The organism is Roseateles sp. (genome assembly GCF_036486225.1).
GTDB lineage: Bacteria > Pseudomonadota > Gammaproteobacteria > Burkholderiales > Burkholderiaceae_C > Roseateles.
Window position 1 is genome coordinate 1 of the sequence record NZ_DASVNZ010000164.1, and the last position, 21,243, is coordinate 21,243.

Here is a 21,243-nt window from a genome sequence, read left to right on the forward strand (position 1 = left end):
GGTCTCGACGCCCTCGGCGATGACCTTCAAGTTGAGGGCGCGACCCATCTGCACGATCGCGTTGACGATGCCGGCGTCGCTGGCGTCGCCCGGCAATCCGTGGACGAAGCTCCGGTCGATCTTGAGCCGCTGGATCGGGAACCGCTTCAGATAGCCCAGGCTCGAATAGCCGGTGCCGAAGTCATCGATCGACATCAGCACGCCCAGCTCCGACAGCGCCTCCATGCGGTGCAAGGCTTCCTCGGCGTCCCGCAACAGCACGGACTCGGTCAGTTCGAGCTCCAGCAGCGACGGCGGCAGATCGTAGGCACGCAAGGCCTGCGCGACCTGCTCGACGAACTGCGTCTGCTGGAACTGCAGCGCCGACACGTTGACCGCCACCGGCACGCGCAGCCCCTTCTGGAGCCAGGCGGCGGCCTGCGCCACCGCCTGCTGCAGCACCCACTGGCCGATCGAGACGATGAAGCCGCTCTCCTCGGCCACGGGGATGAACTCGGACGGCGGGACGTCGCCGCGCAGCGGGTCGCGCCAGCGGATCAGCGCCTCGGCGCCGACGAGGTCGCCGGTTTCCAGCGAGACCTGCGGCTGGAAGTGCAGCCGGAATTCATGTTCCTGCAGCGCCTGGCGCATCGCGTGGTCCAGCCGCATGCGCGACAACAGGTCCACGTCCTTGCGCGGCTGATGGAAACGGAACGCGCTGCGCCCGCTCTCCTTGACCCAGTGCATCGCGCGCTCCGCGCTGGCCAGCAGCTCCTCGGCGCTGGCGCCGTCGCCGGGGAACAGCGCGATGCCGATGCTGCAGGTGACGGTGAAGCTCAGCGTGTCGAAGCAGAAGGGCCTCGACATCGCCTCCTGGACCCGGCGCGCCGCGTGTTCCGCGCCGCGGGCGTCGGCCTGGTGGACCAGCAGCGCGAATTCATCGCCGTCGAGCCGCGCGACGGTGTCGACCTCGCGCAGCGATTCCTTCAGCCGCAGCGCGACTTCCTTCAGCACGCGGTCGCCATAAGAGTGGCCCAGCGTGTCGTTGATCTGCTTGAAACGGTCGAGATCGACGTTGAGCAGCGCAAACGGCGTCGTCTCGCGACGGGCCATCGCCTGCGCGTAGTCGACGCGCTCCATCAGCGCGCGGCGGTTCGGCAGACCGGTGAGCATGTCGTTGTGCGACAGCTCCTCGATGCGCTGGTGCGCGGCCAGCTTCTCGCTGAGGTCGCGGAACGAATACACCCGACCGATCGGCCGACCCCGGCTCCACTGCGGCAGCGACACGCGCTCGAGGACGCGGCCGTCGATCAGCTTGAGGTTGTCGCTGGTGTGCAGCAACGGCGATTCCTGGATCGCTCCGAGCCGCATCGCATAGGCGGCGCCGTCGACGACGCTGCGCCGCATCCAGGCCTGCACCGCGTCGTCGTTGCGCTCGTTGAGCAGGTCTTCCGGGATGCCCCACAGCGACGCCAGCCGCTGGTTGAAGCTGCGGATCCGACCGGCCAGGTCCGTGACCAGGATGCCGTCCGCGGTCGATTCGAGCGTGGCCCGCAGCTCTGCGAGCAGCGTCTCGCGCTCCTCGTCATGCTGACGCTGCTGGGTCTGGTCGCGCATCGCGATCAGCCACAGGCCGTCGCCCTGGGCCTGCGCGACATGGCTGATGCGTCGGGAGATCCACAGCATGCGCCCGTCGGCGTGGCGCATCATGGTGTCGGTGTGCAGGCTCTCGCGACGGCCGATGGCGGCGTCCATCCAGAACAGCGCGTCCTCCGGCGTCGAGGCCAGCGATTCGACGCTGCTTCCGACCAGGTCCTTGGCCTGCAGTCCGAGCAGTTGCTGCGATGCGTGGTTGACCGCGACCACCTGATGCGTGCGCGCATCGACGAGCCACACCGCCTCCTGCAGACCGTCGATCAACGGCAGGAACGCAGGATTGAGCGCAGCGACGGACGCTGCGGTGGCTCGGGTCGTGAGCGTCACGCAGCCATCTCCCCGGGGGGCGAGGACGGCGGGGACATCGGACCAGCGGACTCGAAGAAGTAGGCGATGCGGCTGCGCGGGCTGAGGTAGTCCAGCGAGGCGCGCGGCAACTGCTGCGGCTTGACGCTGCGACGGATGCCGAGGTCGGGCAGCTCTTCCAGGTTCAGCACCAGGGCCTCGTCGCGCGGCACCTTGGGATCGTGGACCATGACCTTGGGCTTGAGCGGACGCGACGAGTTGACCGCCACGACCAGCGCGTAGCGGTCGTCGGTCAGTTGCACCGCCGAGCCCGGCGGATACACGCCCATCATCCGGATGAAGGCGTTGAGCATGGTGGCGTCGAAACGGCTGCGCCCCTGGGCGAACATCAGCGACAGCGCCTCATGCGGCGTCATCGCCTTGGAGCTGAGCAGCGGATTGCACAGACCGTCGAACCGGTTCACGAGCGCGACGATGCGGGCGCCGATGCTCATGCGGTCGGCATTCAGGCGCTGCGGGAACCCGCTGCCGTCGGCGTGTTCATGATGCTGCGCGATGATCAGCAGCGGCCCCGCGCCGACGCCCATCTTCTGTCCCAGCACCACGCCCCTGGCGACGTGCTGCTGATAGGCGGCCACCTCGGCGGCGGTGAAGCTGTCGTCGCGATGGCGGAAACGCGCCGTCAGATCCATCTTGCCGATGTCGTGCAGCAGCGCGCCCTGGCCCAAGTCCAGCATCTCGTCGCGCCCCAGTCCGAAGGCGCGGCCCAGCAGCATGGCGATCACGGCGACATTCAGCGCGTGCGCGGTGCCGCGGTCGCCCGCCCCTTCATTGAGCAGGCGGATGTTGATGTCGCCCTCGACCAGCATCTTGTCCAGCAGCGCGCGGGACAGCGCGGAGGACCGGTCGCGCGCGTCGGTCGGCTCGCGCGGCACGAGATCCATCAGGTCACGCAGGGCGGTGGCGGCCTCGGCGTACTGGCGCTCGCACAGCAGCAGCGCGTCGTGCTGCTCGGCCAGCAGGCGACGATGGCGTTCGCGCACCTCGTCCTCGGCGCTGCGGTTCTCCTCGACGACGGCCGCGGCGGGAGCCGGGGCGGGCATCGGCGTCGCCTCCAGCGGCAGATCGCTCTTGCCCGGACTCCAGCGCACCTGCTTCAGCCCCAGACGGCGCAGGATCAGCAGCTGCTCTTCCGAGCTCAGCTTGAAACTGCTGAGCGGAAACGGATGCGACATCCAGCCGAGGTCGAGATGGATGAACATCCCCACTTTCAGCTGGTTCACATCGATGAGCGGGTCGGCCGATCTGTCCTTCATTTTCTTGTAGTTCCGCGTCCCGGTTCGGACGCCCTCGTCAGCAGCTTCGGCTGCGGAGGGGCGCAACTTAAATCAAAAGCGCGTCAACCGTACGGTGTCGCGCAAGATCCCGGGGGGACCGTGCAACTTGTCACAGGTTATTCCTGCACCCCCCTATGATCCCTCGAACCTCGCATTCTCATAAAGATACAGGAGACTTTTCATGCACGCCTTCATCTGCGACGCGCAGCGCACCCCTTTCGGGCGTTACGGCGGCGCGCTGTCGTCGATCCGCGCGGACGATCTGGGAGCGGTGCCTATCCGGGCCCTGATGGCGCGCCACCCGTCCCTCGACTGGGAAGCGGTCGACGATGTGCTGTACGGCTGCGCCAATCAGGCCGGCGAGGACAACCGCAATGTCGCGCGCATGTCCGCCCTGCTGGCCGGCCTGCCGATCGCCGTGCCCGGGGTGACCTTGAACCGGTTGTGCGGCTCCGGCATGGATGCCGTCGGCAGCGCCGCCCGGGCGATTCGCGCCGGGGAGGCCCAGTTGATGATCGCCGGCGGCGTCGAGAGCATGAGCCGCGCGCCCTTCGTCATGCCCAAGGCGGAGTCCGCCTTCTCCCGCGCCAATGCGATCTACGACACGACCATCGGCTGGCGCTTCGTCAATCCGAAGATGAAGGCGCAGTACGGCGTGGACGCGATGCCGGAGACGGCGGAGAACGTCGCCGTCGATTTCGGCATCCAGCGCGAAGCACAGGACCGCATGGCGCTGGCCAGCCAGACCAAGGCGCTGGCTGCGCAGCGCAGCGGCTTCTTCGACGCCGAGATCTGCCCCGTCACCATTCCCCAGAAGAAGGGCGACGCGGTCGTCGTGCGCCAGGACGAGCATCCGCGGGAGACCAGCCTGGAAGCGCTGGCCAAGCTCAAGGGCGTGGTCCGAGCGGACGGCAGCGTGACCGCCGGCAACGCCTCCGGCGTCAACGACGGCGCCTGCGCGCTGCTGATGGCAGGCGAAGCGGCCATCGCCAGGCACGGCCTGACCCCGCGGGCCCGCGTGCTGGGCATGGCGACCGCCGGCGTCGCTCCGCGCATCATGGGCATCGGCCCGGCGCCGGCGACGCGCAAGGTCCTGGCACAAGTCGGACTGACGCTGGACCAGATGGACGTCATCGAGCTGAATGAAGCTTTCGCCGCCCAAGGGCTGGCGGTACTGCGCGATCTCGGCCTGCGCGACGACGACCCGCGCGTGAACCCCAACGGCGGCGCGATCGCGCTGGGCCATCCGCTCGGCGCCAGCGGTGCCCGGTTGGTCACGACAGCGATCAATCAGCTCCACCGCATCCAGGGTCGGTATGCGCTGTGCACCATGTGCATCGGCGTGGGCCAGGGCATCGCGGTCGTCGTCGAGCGCGTCTGAGCCTGCCGGGGGGCCGGCGCGGACCGGCTCCTTGTCCCTCGTTCATGGCGGCGTCCGTCCGCCGTCCGGACGCCAGAAGCGAGTTGAGGATTCCAGCAATCGCCCAGGTTGTCTGACCTCATTTTGGTGCAGCGCGGGAGCGCTGAGCGGTCTGACCCTGGTGGTGCGACCCATAGCCAAAAGTTGGGGGCGACAAAGAAATAGTCATGGGCGCACGTAGGACCACGTAGGCGCCAATCGCACACCGCGTGTGATACTGACTTCGTTTGATGGCGCATACCGCTCATATATGTAGGGTATGCGGTGACAAGCATGATGTCTGACTATTGACCGCCTGCTTAGCGACCACCGACCGCGGTTTCGCGCACCTTTTTCCCGCTGAACGCCCTTTCACGCTGCCTGAGTCAGGCGGTGGGGCGTTCTGCGCAGAAAATGCACCAAATTGATGCACAAGCGTGCGATTTGCGGATAAAACATTTGCCCTGGCAAACATTCTTCACAGGGTTGTCCCTATAGTCGTGGACATCACCTGCTTACGCCCAGCAGATTTGGGCGTCAAACGCACGTCGTCCCTCCCCGCCATGTCCGCTGCACGAGCCTTTGATGATGAACTGACCGCGATCCAAGCGGTCGTCCCCGCCCCTGATGCTGAAGTCCGTACCGGTCCGCTGAAGCGCGACCTGGTGGCCGGCCTGGAAAAGGGTCTGGCCGTGATCGAAGCCTTCGATCAGGAACGCCCCAGACTGACCATCAGCGAGGTCGCCGGTCGCACCGGCCTGACCCGCGCGGCCGCCCGCCGCTACCTGCTGACGCTGACCCACCTGGGCTTCGTCTCGCAGGACCGCAAGATGTTCGCGCTGACCCCGAAGGTGCTGCGCCTGGGCCAGAGCTACATGCACTCCGCCCGTCTGCCGCGCATCATCGAACCCGAGCTGCACAAGCTGGCGTACGCGATGAAGGAAGCTTCGTCGGCCGGCGTGCTGGACGGCAACGACGTGATCTGCATCTCGGCGACGAGCGCCGGTCGCGTGGTCTCCCCGACGCTGCAGCCGGGCACCCGCGTGCCGGCCTACTGCACCGGCAACGGCCGCGTGCTGCTGGCGGCGCAGCCGCAGGCGGAAGTCGACGCCTTCATCGCCCGCCAGGAACTGTCGGCGCTGACCCCGCACACGATCACGCATCCGGAACGCCTGCGCATCGAGATCGCCCGCGCCCGCGCGCAGGGTTACGCGCTGATCGACCAGGAGCTGGAGCAAGGCCTGCGTTCGGTGGCCGTGCCGCTGAAGAATTACAAGGGCGACACCGTCGCCGCGATGGCCATCAGCGTCCACGCGACCCGCATGAGCATGGAGCAGATGGTCGAGCATTGCCTGCCCCCGCTGCTGCAGGCGCAAGCGCACCTGCGCATGCTGCTCTGAGGCTTCCGAGGCAAAGCGCTGGAGCCCTCTGGCGACAACGGAAAAGCGACCCGCGGGTCGCTTTTTTCATGCCCGGATCGGGATCCGGCCTCTGATCCGGACGAGTGGCGCGGACCGGTCGGCGACTCAGACCCAGAGGCGCTGCCGCAGCAGCGGGCTAACGCGGTAACGCTCGCTGCGGTACGCATCGAACAGTCCGTCGAGCGCGTCCACGATGACTGGCGCGCCGAGCAGCGCGAGCCACTCGAAGGGCCCGGCCGGGTAGTTGACGCCGAGTTTCATCGCCGTGTCGGCACCAGCCTCGTCGCAGACGCCTTGCCAGACTGCGTCGGCGCCTTCGTTGACCAGCATCGCGATCGTCCGCGCGACGGCAAGACCCGGCACGTCGCGCAGCCCCAGCGGCTCCCAGCCGAGGCGACGCAGCAGCGCTTCGGCGAGTGCTTGCGGAGCGGCTGCTACATGCGGGGCGAAGGCGATGGCCAGACCGTCGATGCGATCCGGCGCCAGCGGCCAGTCGATCACCGCCAGACCAGGCTGACGGCGCTCGTGCGCCAGCTGCGCGGCGCTGCGGCCGCGCGTGAAGTGCAACTGGAGACCGTCGATGGCGAGGCCGTGCCAGTCGGCCGCCGTGTCGCGCTCGAACACCAGGCCTCGCGTCGTCATCCAGGCGCCGAAGCTTTCGACCAACGCGCCCTGCCCCGCCAGCGTGACCGCACCGACGTCCACGTCGGTGGCGCTTTCCGCAGACGACGTCGGCGAGGTCGAGGTCGAGGTCGGCACGCCTTCATAGAAGCCTTTGCCGGACTTCCGTCCCAGTCGACCGCCATCGACCAACGCCTTCTGCACCAGCGACGGTTGATAACGCTTGTCGCCGTAGTTGGCCTCGAACACCGACTGCGTCACCAGGTAGTTGGTGTCGTGCCCGATCAGGTCCATCAGCTCGCACGGTCCCATGCGGAAGCCGGCGCCGCGCAGCGCGCGGTCCAACTGCGCGGGTGAGCCGGCCTGCTCCTGCAGCAGCGCGAGCGTCTCGGCGTAGTACGGCCGCGCGATGCGGTTCACGATGAACCCCGGCGTCGACTTGGCATGGACGGGCGTCTTGCCCCAGCGCCGGGACAGCTGTTCGATCGCCTGCGCGGCGGACGGATCCGTCTCCGCGCCCCACACGACCTCCACCAGCTTCATCAGCGGCACTGGATTGAAGAAGTGCATGCCGACCAGGCGGCGCGGCGTCGTCATGCCGTTGGCCAGCGCGGTGATGCTGATCGACGAGGTGTTGGAGGCGATGAGCGCGTCAGGCGCCAGCAGCGCGTCGAGCTCGCGCAGCAACGCCTGCTTGGGCTCGAGCTTCTCGACGATCACCTCGATCACGAGCGCTGCTTCCTTCAGGTCAGCAGTCGTGCCGGCCGGAGAGAGCCGGCTCATCACCGCCTCGCGCTCCGCCGCTTCCATGCGGCCCTTGGTCACGAGACCGTCGAGCGCCTTGCCGATCTGCGCGATCGCCGCAGCCGCGGCGCCCTCGCGCAGGTCCATCAGCCGGACCGGGTGGCCGGCCTGCGCCGCCACCTGTGCGATGCCCGCGCCCATCACGCCCGCCCCGATCACCGCCACCTGCGCCTGCGCGGCCGGTGCCGTCGCGATGCGCCAGGATCCCGTCGATCCAGTCGATTCCGTCATTGCTGTCTCCGTATGCTTCGCGTTCCGCTTTTCGTTCCGGTTCAAGTTCCGGTGCTGGTCAATCGGGGCGCGGCACCCAGGTCGCAGGCCGCTTGCCGAGGAAGGCGGCAAAGCCCTCCTTCGCCTCCGCGCCCATGCGCACGCGAGCGATGGTCTGCGCGGTCAGTTCGCGGACCTCATCGGTCACGGGGCCGACTTCGAGCTGCGCAAACAGCGCCTTGATCTCCGCCTGCGCCTGCGGGCCGTTCATCAGCAGCTCCGCGATCCAGCGCTCGACGGCGCCGTCGAGCCCGCCGGCCGCATCGCTCTCGACGACCTCATGCAGCATGCCGATCCGCAGCGCCTCGGCGGCGGGAATGCGGCTGGCGGTCAGCGCGAGCCGACGCGCCTCTCGCGGCCCGACCGCGTTGATCACGTAAGGTCCGATCACCGACGGCAGGATGCCGAAACGGGCCTCGCTGACCGCAAACTGCGCGCCGGCCGCGGCGACGGCAATGTCGCAGGCCAGCGTCAGCCCGACACCGCCGCCCAGCGCAACACCGTGGACCTTCGCGATCGTCGGTTTCGGGCAGCGGGCGATGCGGTCGAGCATGCCGGCGAAGCGGCGCGCATCCTCGACGTTCCAGTCCTGCGTCGCTTCGGACGCACGCTTCATCCACTGGAGATCGGCACCGGCGCTGAAGGCCTTGCCAGCCCCTTCCAGCACCACGATCCGCACGGCCGGGTCCTGGCCGAGGCGCTCGAAGGCGGCATCGAGCGCCGCGATCATGGCCTCATCAAAGGCGTTGAACACCTCGGGCCGGTTCATCGTCACGCGGGCCACGCCACGCGCGTCGGTCGATATCTGCAGGGTCTCCACGATGCAGTCTCCGTTGTGATCGCCGGAGTATCGCAGCCCGACCGGTCGGTCGAAAAAGAATCCCCTGACAGGTCCCTCAGTCCCGCCAGACTTCCTCGACCAGCTCCCGCACGGCGGTCAGCGCGTGTTCCTCGGGGCCTTCCTTCTGCAACCAGCACAACCAGGTCTCATCCTGCCAGTGCGGCCAGATGCGCAGCTCGCCGGCCTCGGCGGCCGCCTGGGCCTGGTCGAGCCGGAGAATCGCAGCCCCCAGCCCGCTCGCGACCATGCCGCGCACGGCGGACTCGGTTTCGGCCATCAGGCTGTGCGGTGGCTCGCGGCCGGCGCTCTGGAACAGCCGTTCGGCCGCGGCGCGCAGACCGCAGACCACCGGCGTGCCAATCCAGGGCAGCGACAGCAGCGCATCCCGAGACACCGGCCACTCGCGGTCGGCGAATCGGCGCGGTACCGCGATCGCGAGTTCCATGCGTCGCAGGCGATTGACGATGAGCCCTTCCGCCGTCTCGTTGTCGTGCAGCACGTAGGCGCAATCGACCTCGCCCTGGCGCAGCGCCTGCACGCTCTGCAGCGACAGGCGCTGCATCAGCTGCAGGCCGATGCCGGGATGCCGCTCCGCCAGCTTGACCAGCACGTCGCCCAGGCGCAGCGAGATCGGATCGCTGACCGTCCCCATGCGCAGCACGCCTTGGACGTCGCCGCGGATCTGTGCGGCGGCGTGCCGCAGACGCTGCGCGGCATCGAGCGTGCGGCGGGCCTCCTCGGCGAGCTTCTCGCCGGCGGATGTCAGCGTCATGCCGCGCGAGCTGCGCTCGAACAGCTGGACGCCGAGCTCCTCCTCCAGCGCCTTGATCTGCGCGCTGACGGCGGGCACGGAGGTGAACACCTTCTCCGCGGCGCGGGTCAGGTTGCGTTCGGCCACGACGGCCAGAAAACTCTTCAGCTGGTACAGCTCCATGGGTCCGGATTCTGACAAGCCGGCGTGGAAGCGGCGTTCAGATTCTCAAAACGCCTGTTCCAAAGATGCGCATGGACCGCGCGAAGGGCGGCGCCCAGACTTCCGTTCCATCGAAGTCATGCGAAAGCGAAGGCCGTCATGAGCCTCTCCAACCCCTATGCCGCCACCGTCGCGATGCTGTTCGCGGCCATCTCGTGGGGCAGCCTGTTCCTTGTCGGCAAGCCGGTGCTCAGCCGCCTGGATCCGATCTGGTTCACGGCGGTGCGCTACCTGCTCGCGGGTGTCGGCATGACGCTGCTCGTCGTTGTCTTCGGCGAACGCCCCTGGGCCAAGCTGCGCGCCCATTGGGGCACGCTGACGGGCTACGGCGTGCTGGGTTACGGCTTCTTCGGCATCCTGGTGCTGGAAGGGCTCAAGCTCTCGCTGCCCTCGCACGGCGCCGTGCTGATGGCGACGATGCCCATGACGACCCTCCTGCTGCGCTGGCTGCTCGACGGCCAACGGCCGGGAATCGCCGTGGCCGGCGCGGCCGTGCTGGCGCTGAGCGGCGTCATCCTCGTCTCCGGCGTGCTCGGACGTACCGACGGTCCGCCGCACATGCTGCTGGGCGACGCGCTCACTCTGCTGGGTACCGTCGGCTGGGTGCTCTACACACGCGGTGCGGCGAAGGTGCCGGACCTCAGCCCGCTCGAATACACCGGCCTGACCGCCATCGCGGCGCTGCCGTGGCAGGTGGCGTTCGCCCTCGTCGCGACCGCGGGCGGATGGATCGCCGCGCCCGCGTGGACCGACGTCACGCCCGTCGTGCCGCACCTCGTTTACATCGCGGCCGTGCCGACGGTCGCGGCGGTCGTCGCCTTCAACTTCGGCGTGCGTCAGCTGGGTGCGTCGCGGGGGACGCTGTTCCTCAACGGCGTGCCCGTGTCCGCGCTGCTGATGAGCGTCGCGCTGGGTCAGCATCCGGCGATGCAGGAGTGGATCGGCGCGGCGCTCGTCATCGCGGCCCTCACGTTGAGCACGCGGTCGCCCACTGCCGCCTCCGGTAAAGCCGAGGTAAAGGCCGGGGCGATGGCCGGTGCCGGCGGGCGCTGCCCAGCCACTTGATGCGCCTCCCGGCAAGCTGGAAAGTCCCGGTGCGACGGGCGCCACAGGCGGCCTCATGCCTTTTGTCATGGGCCTGTCTTCTGGCATAGGCTGGCGGCCTCGTCGGGCCCGGCCCGCGCTCATGAGCTGCTTGCGATGAAGAATGCCCTCCGCCTCACCACCCTCGCCCTGCTGATGCAGCTGGGCGGCTTCGCGATGGCGGCACCGCCGCAATCGGGCCTGGACCTCAAGGGCTACGACAAGTCGGTCCGGCCGCAGGACGACCTCTTCCGCGCCGCCAACGGCCACTGGCTCTCGACCACCGAGATCCCCGCGGACAAGTCCTCCTACGGCGCCTTCCACCTGCTGGCGGATCTCTCCGACAAGCGGGCGCGGGCCATCATCGAGGACCTCTCGAAGAAGAAGGCCAAGGCCGGCACCGTCGAGCAGAAGATCGGCGACTACTACGCCGCCTACATGAACACCGCGGCGATCGACAAGGCCGGCCTGGCGCCGATCAAGCCGCTGCTGGACAGCATCGCCGCGATCCAGACGCGCGAGCAGCTCGCCACCTGGCTGGGCGCGCAGACCGGCGTCGTCGACCTGCCGGTGCCGCTGGGCATCGAGGCCGACTACCAGGACCCCACCATCAACCGCCTGCAGACCTGGCAGGGCGGCCTGGGCCTGCCGGACCGCGACTACTACCTGAAGAAGGACGACGAGCGCCTGGGCAAGGCGCGGGGCGCCTACGTCGACTACCTGCAGACGGTCGCGAAGACCGCCGGCATCGCCGATCCGGCCGGCAGCGCGCAGCGCGTGCTGGCGCTCGAGGAGCGCCTGGCACAGGTGCAATGGGACAAGGTCGAGCTGCGTGACCCGCAGAAGACCTACAACCCGATGACGCCGGCCGAGCTGGCGCAGAAGGCACCGGGCTTCGACTGGAACGCGTTCTTCACCGCCGCCTCGCTGCCGGGCCTGGACAAGCTGTCGGCCTCGCAGCCGAGCTACCTGACCGGTGCCGCGAAGATCCTGGGCGAGGCGTCCCTCGACGACCTCAAGCTGTACCTGACCTTCCGCACCATCGACGCCAACGCCTCGACGCTGCCCAAGGCCTACCGCGACGCGCACTTCGCCTTCCACGGCGCGGCGCTGACCGGCGCGAAGAGCCAGCAGCCGCGCTGGCAGCAGGCCGTGGGCAACGTCAACGGCGCGCTGGGCGAGGCCGTCGGCGAGGTCTACGTCAAGCGCCACTTCCCGGCCGCCGACAAGGCGCGCATGGTGCAGCTGGTCAACAACCTGCTGGCCTCGTACAAGGAGTCCATCGACAAGCTGAGCTGGATGACGCCGGCGACCAAGGCGCAGGCGCAGGACAAGCTGTCGAAGTACATGGTGAAGATCGGCTACCCCGACGTCTGGCGCGACTACGGCGCGCTGGAAGTGAAGGCCGGCGACCCGGTGGGCAACAACCTGCGCGCCTCGGTCTTCGAGTGGAAGCGCCAGGCCGCCAAGGCCAGCAAGCCGGTCGACCGCCGCGAGTGGCTGATGACGCCGCAGACGGTCAACGCGTACTACAACCCGACGCTCAACGAGATCGTCTTCCCGGCCGCCATCCTGCAGCCGCCCTTCTACAACACGAAGGCGGACGACGCGGTGAACTACGGCGCCATCGGCGCGGTGATCGGGCATGAGATCAGCCACGGTTTCGACGACCAGGGCAGCCAGTTCGACGGCGACGGCAAACTGCGCAACTGGTGGACCGACGACGACCGCAAGGCTTTCGACGCCATCGGCAACAAGCTGGTCGCCCAGTACGAAGGCTACGAGCCCATCGCCGGCAAGCACCTGAACGGCAAGCTGACGCTGGGCGAGAACATCGCCGACCTGTCCGGCCTGCAGATCGCCTACAAGGCCTACCTGCGCTCGCTGGGCGGCAAGCCGGCACCGGTGATCGACGGCTACACGGGCGAGCAGCGCTTCTTCATGGGCTGGTCGCAGGCCTGGCGCGAGAAGGCGCGTGACGAGCGCAAGCTGCAGCTGCTGACCATTGATCCGCACTCGCCGCCGGAGTTCCGTGCCAACGGCGCCGCCGTCAACCATGATGGCTTCCACGAGGCCTTCAAGACCAAGCCGGGCGACAAGATGTTCAAGTCCAGCGAGGACCGCATCCGGATCTGGTAATCAGACCTCAGCAAAGCAAATCGGCCGGGAATCCCGGCCGATCTTTTTAGTGCGTCGGAACGTCCCGATCCAACGCCCGGCTTGCTCCGAGCAGTGGGGCCTGGTCTGCCTCGTGGACGACGAAGGTCGGGATGGCGCGCAGATACGAGGTGAGCCGGCCGCAGGTTTCGAAGCGCGTCCGGAACGGGCTGCGGTCAAACCATTCACCGAGGCGAGGCACGATGCCGCCGCCGATGTAGAGCCCGCCGCGTGCGCCGAGCGTGAGGGCGACGTGGCCGGCGATGTCACCGAGCAGCGCGCAGAACATGTTGAGGACATCGCTGCTGAAGTGCTCGCCCGCCAGTGCGGCCGTGGTGATGGCGTGTGCACTGCGGCCTTCGCCGGGTGCGAGTTTGAGCCCACGCAGTTCGGCGAGCGCCGTGTAGAGATTCTCCAGGCCGGGCCCGGACACGGCGCGCTCCGCCGACACATGTCCGAAGCGGCGGTGCAGCAGGTCGAGCACGACGCGCTCCTCGGGCTCGTAGGACGAGAGCGTCGCATGCCCGCCCTCGCCGCCGACGGCGACCATCGAGGTCCCGTCCTCGGATGGAAGCAAACCGGACACACCCAGACCCGTGCCGGGTCCGACCAGGCCGCGCGCTGCGCCGACGACGGCTTCGCCGCCACCCACCTTGCGCGTCGACTGCGGCCCGATCGTCGGGAGCGCGAGCGCCAGCGCGGTGAAGTCGTTGATCACCAGCAGCCGCTCCGCCCCGAGCGCCGACTGCAGCGCCCGTGTGGAGAAGCTCCAGTGGTGGTTGGTCATCCGGACGTGGTCGCCGGTGACCGCCGTCGCGATGCCGATCGCGCAGCTCTGCGGCGTCCGCAGACCTTCGCGATGCAGGTGATAGAAGATCGCGTCGGCGAGCGTGTCGAAGTCCCGGCAGACATACCGCGCCACATGCTCCAGCGGATCGGCCGCGCCACCCTGGCTGGCGAACCGCACATGCGTCGCGCCCACATCCGCCAGCAAGCGCGCCGGCGCCGTTCTTGCGCCCTGTCTCATGCCCTGTCTTCCTTCACCGCTGCTCCAGACCTTCGCCGGGCAAGCTCGTCGCCTGCCCGCAAAAGCCTCGGATGCTGCCACAGCCCGCCGGCGGATCCCGATGGCGGACGTCATCGCGGCCGGTGTTTAGCGCGTCACGCTGAACGCCCCTTCAACGACCGGCCTTGAACGCCGCGATCGCATCGCGATACCAGTGCGCGCTGTCCTTGGCCAGCCGCTCCTGCGACGCGTAGTCGACGTGGAACAGCCCGAAGCGCTTGAGGTAGCCCGAGTTCCACTCGAAGTTGTCCAGCAGGCTCCAGTAGAAATAGCCGCGCACGTCGGCACCCAGCGCCACCGCCTGGGCCAGCGCCTCCAGATGGCCGCGCAGGTAGGCGATGCGCGCCGCGTCGGGCACCCGGCCGTCGACGATGCTGTCCGCATTGGCCATGCCGTTTTCGGTGATGACGATCGGAGGCGGCGTGTATTCGCGGGTGATGCGCAGCAGATGCTGCGTCAGCGCCTGCGGGTAGATCTCCCATCCCATGTCGGTGAAGCCGAGTTCCCCCGGCGGCGTCACGAACTGCTGCTGCCCGTTGAGCACGCTGCGCGTGTAGAAGTTGATGCCCAGGAAGTCCAGCGGCTGCTGGATCAGCGTCAGGTCGCCGTCCTGGATCTTCGGCGCGTCGGCACCGAGGTGCTCGACGATGTCGGCCGGGTACTGGCCGCGGAACACCGGGTCCATGTACCAGCGCACGTTGGTGCCGTCGTCGATGCGCGCGGCGCGGCGGTCGTCCTCGCTGAGCGGGTCGGCCGGGAAGGACGGCGTGTGGTTCAGCACGATGCCGAGCTGCGCCTTCGAGCCGACCGCGCGCATCGCCCGGATCGCGGCCCCATGCATCATCAGCAGGTGGTGAGAGACCTGGTAGGCCTCGGCGCGGTTGGTGTGGCCGGGCGCGAACTGGGCGGTCTCGTAACCCAGCGTCGCCGAGCACCACGGTTCGTTCAGCGTGGCGATGGTCGACAGCCGGTCGCCGAAGCGGCGCGCGATCTCGGCGGCGTATTCGGCGAACAGCGGCACCACGTCGCGCGACAGCAGCCCGCCGATCGACTCGTCCAGCGCCTGCGGCAGGTCCCAGTGGTACAGCGTCGCGTTGGGCTTGATGCCGGCGGCGAGCAGCTCGTCGATCAGCCGGTCGTAGAACGCGAAGCCGGCCTCGTTCCACGCGCCGCGACCCAAGGGCTGCACACGCGGCCACGAGAACGAGAAGCGGTAGGCGTCCAGTCCCAGCCACTTCATCAGCTTCACGTCCTCCGGATAGCGGCGGTAGTGATCGCAGGCCACGTCGATGTTGGACGCGTCCTTGATGCGGCCGGGCTGAGCGCAGAAGCGGTCCCAGATCGACTCGCCCTTCCCTTCTTCACGGGCGGCGCCCTCGATCTGCGCGGCGCTGGTGGCGGAGCCCCATTGGAAGTCCGCGGGCAACGACTGGATCAGCGATTGGAAGGTGGCGGTGTCTGCGGCGGGGTTGGCGTCGTTCGCGTGCATGGTGGTGTCAGTCGAGGTCGAGGAAGTCGATGAAGACGATGGGGTCGATGGCATCGCAGGAATGGGCATGGCGTTTCCGGCGTCGGTTCGGTCAGCCGCGCACGGCGCCCGAGGTCAGCCCGGCGACCAGCCGCCGGGCACTGAAGAAGTACGCCACCAGCAAGGGCAGCATCGCGATGGCGCTGCCGATCATCAGCGCGCCCCATTCGGTGTTGTTGGGCGCCTGCATCGATCGCAGCGCCAGCGGCAGCGTGTAGTGCTCCGCCGAGCGCATGACGACCAGCGGCGCGACGAAGTTGTTCCAGCTCGCGATGAAGGTGATCAGGCCCAGCGTGCCCAGCGCCGGCATCAGCAGCGGCAGCACGATGCTCCAGAAGATGCGCAGCTCGCCGCAGCCGTCGATGCGCGCGGCGTCGATCAGGTCGGGCGGGATCGCCGAGCCGATGTACTGCCGCATCAGGAAGATGCCCAGCGCGCTGGCGGCCGCCGGCACGTAGAGCGCGCGCGGCTCGTCGATCCAGCCCAGCGCGTCCATCACCATGAAGCTCGGGATCATGTGCATGAACGCCGGCAGCATCATCGAGCCGAGCACGATCGCGAAGAGCGTGCCCTTGAAGCGGAACTCGTAGATCGCGAACGCGTAGCCGGCGAGCGAGCACAGCAGCAGGTTGAGCACCGTCGTCATCGCCGCGACGTAGAGGCTCATGCCGAGGTTGCGCCAGAACGGCAGACGCTCTTCGAGCAAGCGCAGGTTCGACGCCGCCGCATCGCCGAACCACAGCGGCGGCGGGTTGTCGAAGATCTCCGTGCGCCCGTGCGTCGCGAACACGAAGGTGAAGTACAGCGGCGCCACGAGCAGCACCGCGCCTGCCGCCACGAGCAGCCGCGCCGGCCACGCCGACCGGACCCGCGAATGGCGTTCAGCGCTTGCCATGGGCGCTCCGCGGGTCGCGGCCGAACAGCCGCGCGTTGAGCCAGGTCAGCGCGGCGATCAGCACGAACATCAGCCACGACATCGCCGACGCGGTGCCGAAGTCTCCGTCCGAGAATGCCGTCCGGTACATGAAGATCGCCGTCGTCATCACCGACGAGGACACGCCCTTCTCGCCGTCGACGAGGATGAAGGGTTCCTCGAACAGCTGCAGGTTGCCGATGAGGGTCAGCGTCACCGCGAAGAACATCATCGGCTTGAGCAGCGGCAGCGTGACGTGCCAGAACTGCTGCCACTCGGTGGCGCCGTCCAGCGTCGCGGCTTCGTAGAGGTCCTTGTCGATGACCTGCAGGCCCGACAGGTAGAGCACCAGGTTCCAGCCCAGGTAGCGCCAGAACACGACGAACGCCACGGCGGGTCGTGTGACGTCCGCGTCGCCGAGCCAGTCGATGCCGCCGTCCTTCAACGCCGTCAGCGACGCCAGCGGGCTGCCGATGAACGGGATGCGCGTGAGCTCGGCCAGCGCGGCGTTGATCAGGCCGTAGTCCTTCGAATACAGCGTCGTGAAGATCAGCGCGATCGCCACGCTCGACGTGATGTACGGGACGAAGTAGGCGCCGACGATCAGGTCGCGCCCGCGCTTGAAGCGCCGATGAATGAAAAAGGCCAGCGGCAGCGCGACCAGGTGCTGCGGCACGCCGGCCACCAGCGCGAACCAGGCGGTGTTGTAGAGCGCGTCCCAGAACCACGGGTCGGTGAGCGCGTAGCCGTAGTTCTCCAGCCCGACCCAGTGCATCGTGTGCAGGCCCTCGGCCGGGTTCCACTGCTGCAACGACAGGTAGATCGAGAAGACCAGCGGGAACAGGCTGAACACCAGGAACAGCGCGAAGAACGGCGCGATGAACAGGTAGGGTGCGAGCCGGCGCGAGCGCAACGCCGGCAGCCGCAGCCACGAAGGGCGCGGGGCGGCGAGCGACGAAGATGGGCGCGCGGTCATGCGGGTGGTCTCAGCGGTGGCGAGCGCGGCGCTCGATGAGATATCGCGCATCGGCCAGTGCCTCCGCGATGGCTTTGCCCTTGGAGATGACGCGCTCGAACTCGTCCCGGATCACGGTCGTGGCGAGCACGTCGAACCGGTTCACCGGGATCGCGGGGATGTGCGACGCAGTCTCGCGCCACAGCTGGCGCGCGCGTTGTCCGCCGAGGAAGGCGATCGGCTCGTCCATCACCGGATCGCGCAATACCGCGCGCATCGCGGGGAAGCTGTCCAGCACCTTGAGCGATTCCAGCTGCACCTGCGCGTCGGCCGTCATCAGGCGGACGAAGTCCCACGCGGCGGTCTTGTTGGTGGCCTTCTTCGGGATCGCATAGAACGATCCGCCGTACGCGGCCTGCACGCCGCCGGGCAACGGCGCCGAGCGCCACAGGCCGGCCGTCTGCGGCGCGATCCAGTTGCGCAGTTGGCCCACGAGCCAGGCGCCCATCATCTGCGTCGCGATGCGGCCCTGCTTGAAGCCGGCCGCCCAGTCGTTGGTCCATGAGATCGCGCGCGCGTCCAGGCCCGCACGGCGCGCGGCGCGGCCGAGTTCGAAGGCATGGCGGAAGCGCGCGGACTCGACGAGCACGCGACCTTCCGCGTCGAAGTAGAGGCCCTCGCCGTCCTGCAGCCCCTGGCGCAGCGCGATGTCGCGCAGGTCGGCGGCGTCGGCCATCAGGTAGGCGCCGGTGGTCTTGCGGATGCGCTCGCCGGCGGCGAGATACGAGGCCCAGTCCCGGGTGATCTCGGCCTCGCTGACGCCGGCCTTGTCGAGCAGATCCTTGCGATAGATCAGCGTGCCCGGGCCGATGTCGGCGGGGATCGCGATCTGCGCGCCGTTCGGGCCCACGCCCTGCGCCATCGCGAAGCGGACGTAATCGTCGGCGTGCGCGGCCGCGTTGAACGGCGCCTGGTTCAGGTCGACGAAGCCGCCCGAACCCGCGAACTTGCCGATGTAGCGCAGGTCGATCGCCATCACGTCGGGCAGGCCGGAGCCCGTCGCCAACGCCGTCGTCATCGACAAGTGGTGATCCGCGTACTGCATCGACAGCAACTTGAGCTCGACGTCCGGATGCAGCGCACGCCAGCGGGGCGCCGCCGCGATCGCGGCGCGGTCGAGGTCGGGGAATGTGGCGACGCGCAGCACCGAGGTCGGCGCGCGCGTCGGGGCCACCTGGGCCACCGCCTCCACTGCTGCAGGGAAACCTGCAGGGAGCGCGGCGGCCGCCCCGGCCACCAGCAGCGCACGCGCTGCCGATCGCCGGGTCAGGGGGAAGTCGGGCACAGCGGTCAGAAGTTGTAGCCCGCGTTCACGCCGAAGGTCCGCGGCGCCGCGTACTGCGCGGTCCACACCGGATTGGCGAAGCTCACCGCGCTGCCCGCGCTGGTCTTGATCTTCTCGTCGGACACGTTGCGCACGAAGCCGTCGACGTACCAGTTCTTCTTCGACGTGTAGCGCACGCTGATGTCCGCCGTCGAATACGCCTTCTGCCGGTCGCCGTCGCCCAGGTTGAAGACGGACAGCCAGTTGGCCGACTGGTAGTGGTAGCTGATGCGCGGCGCGACCTGGTCGCCGTTGGCGAGCGGGAAGACATGCTCGTACATCAGCTGGATCGCCACCTTGGGGGCGTGCGGCAGCTCGTGGCCGGTCACATTCAGGCAGGTGCCCGTCAGGTTCGGTTCCGTGCAGGCGGGCAGCTGATAGTCGTTGGACGCCGCCACCAACTGACCCAGCTTGGTCTTCGTGTACGACGCCGACAGCATCAGCTTGTCGTCGTTGGTGATCATCCAGGCGGTCTCCAGCTCGATGCCGGACACCTTCGCGCCCTCCGCGTTGGAGTAGGCGAACTGGCGGTTGCCGTTGACGATCACCGGGGCGCTGAACTGGAAGTCCTTGAACTTCATGTGGTACGCGCTGACGTTGAAGGTCATGCGGCCGTCCAGCAGCGAGGTCTTGTAGCCGACCTCGTAGTTGGTGAGCGTCTCCGGGCCGTAGGGCAGGCCGCCGTCGCCGGTGCCGCCGGACTTGTAGCCGGTGGATACGCTGCCGTAGGCCATCGAGCTCTTGTCGATGTCGTAGGTCGCGCGCGCCAGCCAGGTCGTCTTGCTGCCGGTGTAGTGGGCGTCGTTGATGTTGCCCGCGACGTAGCCGTTGGCCGGGTCGGTCGGATCGATCGTCGGGTTCAGCGGGATCTGCGGCGCGGTGGGGTCGCCGTTCCAGGTCCAGCCGCGGCCGCCGATGTTCTTGCGGTCGTCATGCGTGTAGCGCAGGCCGCCGGTCACGTGGAAGGCGTCGGTCAGGTTCCAGGTCGCCTGGCCGAAGGCGGCCTTGGAATCGACCGTCTCCTTGGGCTGGATGAATGAGCCCTGCCAGCTCACCGTGCCCTGCTGCGTCCCGTTCATGATCGGGATGTCGAAGCGGATGCCGTTGTCCTCGGCCGCGTAGTACAGGCCCAGCACCCAGTCGATGGTCTGCTTGGCCGTGCTCTGCAGCGTCAGTTCATGGCTCTGGCTGCGGTAGCTGGTCCAGACGGTGTTGTCTTCCTGGTGGTTGGCGCCGGTCGTGAAGCTGGTCGGCATCTGCACGCCGAAGTCCTGGTCGTAGGTGCCCGATCCCTTGAAGTGGGTGTAGCCCGCGACGTAGGCCAGCGACATGCCGCCCAGGTCGTACTCGGCGCGGCTGCGGATCGACGTGGAGTCGCGCTTGAGCGACGGCGCCGTATCGATCAGCGCGGACCAGAGCTTCTGGCCGTCGCGCGGCGTCTGCATCAGGCTCATCGCCGGCGTGCCGCGATCAGCGAACTGTTCCACCGAAACGTCCCAGCGGAATTCCTTGATCGGCTGCCACAGGAAGCTCAGGCGCGCGGCGGTCTGGTCCTGCGCGTTGTACTTCGGTCCGCCGGTGGTGAACAGGTTGTAGTTGATCGGCTGGAACGGCGGGAAGGTGCCGGCCGTGTTGCCCGCGTTGTAGGCGGCCTGCTGCTGCGCGATCGTGTACTGCGTCGGCTTCTGGTAGTCGACATAGCCATCGTGCTGCTCGTGGATGAAGGCCACGCGCGCCGCGAGCGTGTCGCCCAGAGGGATGTTGATCGCGCCCTTGGCGCCCAGGCGGTTGTAGGTGCCGGTGCCGAGCTCGACGTAGCCGGAGTTGTCCTTCAACACCGGCTTGGCGGTCTTCATGTTGATGGTGCCGACGGTGGAGTTGCGTCCCCACAGCGTGCCCTGCGGGCCGCGCAGCACTTCGATGCCGTCGAGGTCGAACAGCATGGTCGCGGCGCCCTCGGGGCGCGGTGCGAAGACGCCGTCGACGAAGAGCGCGACCTCGGGGTCGGCGTACTCGGTCTTGGCGGAATCGTTGCCGATGCCGCGCAGCGTGATGCTCACGATGCCGTGGTCGCCCTGCCCCGTGCCCTGCATGCTGGGCACGAGGTTGAACACGTCGAGCATGCTCTTGACGTGGGCGTCGTCGATGGTGGACGCGCTGATCGCGGTCACCGCGATCGGGGTTTTCTGCAGCGACGTGGCGCGTTTGGTCGCCGTGACGACGACTTGAGGCAGGGCCTTGCTTTCCTTGCCGTCGGCGGAGGCCGTGGAAGCGGCGCTGGTATCGGCCTGCGGCGTCGGCGCGGGGGCCTCGGTCGATTGGGCATGGGCCGCTCCGGCCAGCAGCGCGAGCACGGCGATCTGGACGGGCGAGGAAAGGCCGAGGCGCGGCCGGCGGATGAGGCGGTCAGTCATGTTGTCTCCTGGTGGGCTCTCGATGCGAAGCTCTGTTCCGGGTCTTGTTCTTCTAATTTGAGTGCATCGTAGGCAACGCATGACAACGTTGTCAACGCTCCGATTGACATCGTTGTCATTTTGCTCACTATCATTT

15 protein-coding genes are annotated in these 21,243 nt (G+C 68.1%); 4 read left to right on the plus strand and 11 right to left on the minus strand.

Going from position 1 to position 21,243, the window contains the following annotated elements; genetic code table 11:
• Both VF536_RS11440 and VF536_RS11445 read right to left on the minus strand, forming a co-directional pair.
• A partial coding sequence (locus VF536_RS11440) for a putative bifunctional diguanylate cyclase/phosphodiesterase (protein ID WP_331614969.1) occupies window positions 1–1,962 on the minus strand: 1,962 nt, incomplete at its 3' end.
• Window positions 1,959–3,257 carry an HD-GYP domain-containing protein gene (locus VF536_RS11445; protein ID WP_331614970.1) on the minus strand — a complete coding sequence of 433 codons (1,299 nt, stop codon included), beginning with the start codon at window positions 3,255–3,257 and terminating at the stop codon, window positions 1,959–1,961. The genes VF536_RS11440 and VF536_RS11445, both read right to left, overlap by 4 nt.
• Window positions 3,258–3,459: 202 nt before the next feature.
• Here VF536_RS11445 and pcaF point away from each other — a divergent pair, with 202 nt between their 5' ends.
• Window positions 3,460–4,659 carry a 3-oxoadipyl-CoA thiolase gene (gene pcaF / locus VF536_RS11450; protein WP_331614971.1) on the plus strand — a complete coding sequence of 400 codons (1,200 nt, stop codon included), beginning with the start codon at window positions 3,460–3,462 and terminating at the stop codon, window positions 4,657–4,659.
• A 581-nt stretch (window positions 4,660–5,240) separates the two neighbouring features.
• Entirely contained in the window at window positions 5,241–6,077 is an 837-nt protein-coding gene (locus VF536_RS11455) for an IclR family transcriptional regulator domain-containing protein (protein WP_331614972.1), read from the plus strand.
• Between the two features lie 126 nt (window positions 6,078–6,203).
• Here VF536_RS11455 and VF536_RS11460 read toward each other — a convergent pair whose 3' ends face one another.
• The 3 genes from VF536_RS11460 to VF536_RS11470 form a co-directional block, all read right to left on the minus strand.
• Window positions 6,204–7,754 (minus strand): 3-hydroxyacyl-CoA dehydrogenase, encoded by a 1,551-nt coding sequence (locus tag VF536_RS11460; RefSeq protein ID WP_331614973.1) that lies wholly within the window; start codon window positions 7,752–7,754, stop codon window positions 6,204–6,206.
• A 58-nt stretch (window positions 7,755–7,812) separates the two neighbouring features.
• Window positions 7,813–8,613: an enoyl-CoA hydratase-related protein gene (locus VF536_RS11465; RefSeq protein ID WP_331614974.1), complete on the minus strand. Its 801-nt coding sequence runs from the start codon at window positions 8,611–8,613 to the stop codon at window positions 7,813–7,815.
• Between the two features lie 76 nt (window positions 8,614–8,689).
• A complete protein-coding gene (locus tag VF536_RS11470; RefSeq protein ID WP_331614975.1) occupies window positions 8,690–9,568 on the minus strand; it encodes a LysR family transcriptional regulator in 879 nt (292 codons plus the stop codon).
• Between the two features lie 138 nt (window positions 9,569–9,706).
• On the opposite strand from VF536_RS11470, the gene VF536_RS11475 reads away from it, so the two are divergent.
• Together VF536_RS11475 and VF536_RS11480 are read left to right on the plus strand one after the other, a co-directional pair.
• Entirely contained in the window at window positions 9,707–10,672 is a 966-nt protein-coding gene (locus VF536_RS11475) for a DMT family transporter (protein WP_331614976.1), read from the plus strand.
• A gap of 135 nt (window positions 10,673–10,807) precedes the next feature.
• Window positions 10,808–12,829, plus strand: a complete 2,022-nt coding sequence (locus VF536_RS11480; RefSeq protein ID WP_331614977.1) for a M13 family metallopeptidase — start codon at window positions 10,808–10,810, stop codon at window positions 12,827–12,829.
• 46 nt (window positions 12,830–12,875) lie between these two features.
• Here VF536_RS11480 and glk read toward each other — a convergent pair whose 3' ends face one another.
• From glk to VF536_RS11510, 6 genes are all read right to left on the minus strand, one after another.
• Complete coding sequence (glk, locus tag VF536_RS11485) at window positions 12,876–13,874, minus strand: glucokinase (RefSeq protein WP_331614978.1); 999 nt, start codon at window positions 13,872–13,874, stop codon at window positions 12,876–12,878.
• 151 nt (window positions 13,875–14,025) lie between these two features.
• Window positions 14,026–15,402 (minus strand): GH1 family beta-glucosidase, encoded by a 1,377-nt coding sequence (locus VF536_RS11490; RefSeq protein WP_331614979.1) that lies wholly within the window; start codon window positions 15,400–15,402, stop codon window positions 14,026–14,028.
• A gap of 91 nt (window positions 15,403–15,493) precedes the next feature.
• Window positions 15,494–16,336, minus strand: coding sequence for a carbohydrate ABC transporter permease (locus VF536_RS11495; protein ID WP_331614980.1), 843 nt, complete (start codon window positions 16,334–16,336; stop codon window positions 15,494–15,496).
• On the minus strand, window positions 16,323–17,381 hold the full coding sequence (locus tag VF536_RS11500; RefSeq protein ID WP_331614981.1) for a sugar ABC transporter permease: 1,059 nt from the start codon (window positions 17,379–17,381) through the stop codon (window positions 16,323–16,325). Before VF536_RS11500 ends, VF536_RS11495 begins: the two co-directional genes overlap by 14 nt.
• Window positions 17,341–18,654, minus strand: a complete 1,314-nt coding sequence (locus VF536_RS11505; protein ID WP_331614982.1) for an ABC transporter substrate-binding protein — start codon at window positions 18,652–18,654, stop codon at window positions 17,341–17,343. Before VF536_RS11505 ends, VF536_RS11500 begins: the two co-directional genes overlap by 41 nt.
• A 5-nt stretch (window positions 18,655–18,659) precedes the next feature.
• Complete coding sequence (locus VF536_RS11510; protein ID WP_331614983.1) at window positions 18,660–21,107, minus strand: TonB-dependent receptor; 2,448 nt, start codon at window positions 21,105–21,107, stop codon at window positions 18,660–18,662.
• Window positions 21,108–21,243 lie beyond the last annotated feature (136 nt).

What these genes read in the sequence shown, in the direction of transcription:
- VF536_RS11470 (WP_331614975.1), bottom strand. Translation starts at nt 9,568, where the DNA reads ATGGAGCTGTACCAGCTGAAGAGTTTTCTGGCCGTCGTGGCCGAACGC.
- VF536_RS11455 (WP_331614972.1), top strand. Translation starts at nt 5,241, where the DNA reads ATGTCCGCTGCACGAGCCTTTGATGATGAACTGACCGCGATCCAAGCG.
- VF536_RS11475 (WP_331614976.1), top strand. Translation starts at nt 9,707, where the DNA reads ATGAGCCTCTCCAACCCCTATGCCGCCACCGTCGCGATGCTGTTCGCG.
- VF536_RS11490 (WP_331614979.1), bottom strand. Translation starts at nt 15,402, where the DNA reads ATGCACGCGAACGACGCCAACCCCGCCGCAGACACCGCCACCTTCCAA.
- VF536_RS11500 (WP_331614981.1), bottom strand. Translation starts at nt 17,381, where the DNA reads ATGCGCGATATCTCATCGAGCGCCGCGCTCGCCACCGCTGAGACCACC.
- pcaF (WP_331614971.1), top strand. Translation starts at nt 3,460, where the DNA reads ATGCACGCCTTCATCTGCGACGCGCAGCGCACCCCTTTCGGGCGTTAC.
- VF536_RS11510 (WP_331614983.1), bottom strand. Translation starts at nt 21,107, where the DNA reads ATGACTGACCGCCTCATCCGCCGGCCGCGCCTCGGCCTTTCCTCGCCC.
- VF536_RS11445 (WP_331614970.1), bottom strand. Translation starts at nt 3,257, where the DNA reads ATGAAGGACAGATCGGCCGACCCGCTCATCGATGTGAACCAGCTGAAA.
- VF536_RS11480 (WP_331614977.1), top strand. Translation starts at nt 10,808, where the DNA reads ATGAAGAATGCCCTCCGCCTCACCACCCTCGCCCTGCTGATGCAGCTG.
- VF536_RS11460 (WP_331614973.1), bottom strand. Translation starts at nt 7,754, where the DNA reads ATGACGGAATCGACTGGATCGACGGGATCCTGGCGCATCGCGACGGCA.
- glk (WP_331614978.1), bottom strand. Translation starts at nt 13,874, where the DNA reads ATGAGACAGGGCGCAAGAACGGCGCCGGCGCGCTTGCTGGCGGATGTG.
- VF536_RS11495 (WP_331614980.1), bottom strand. Translation starts at nt 16,336, where the DNA reads ATGGCAAGCGCTGAACGCCATTCGCGGGTCCGGTCGGCGTGGCCGGCG.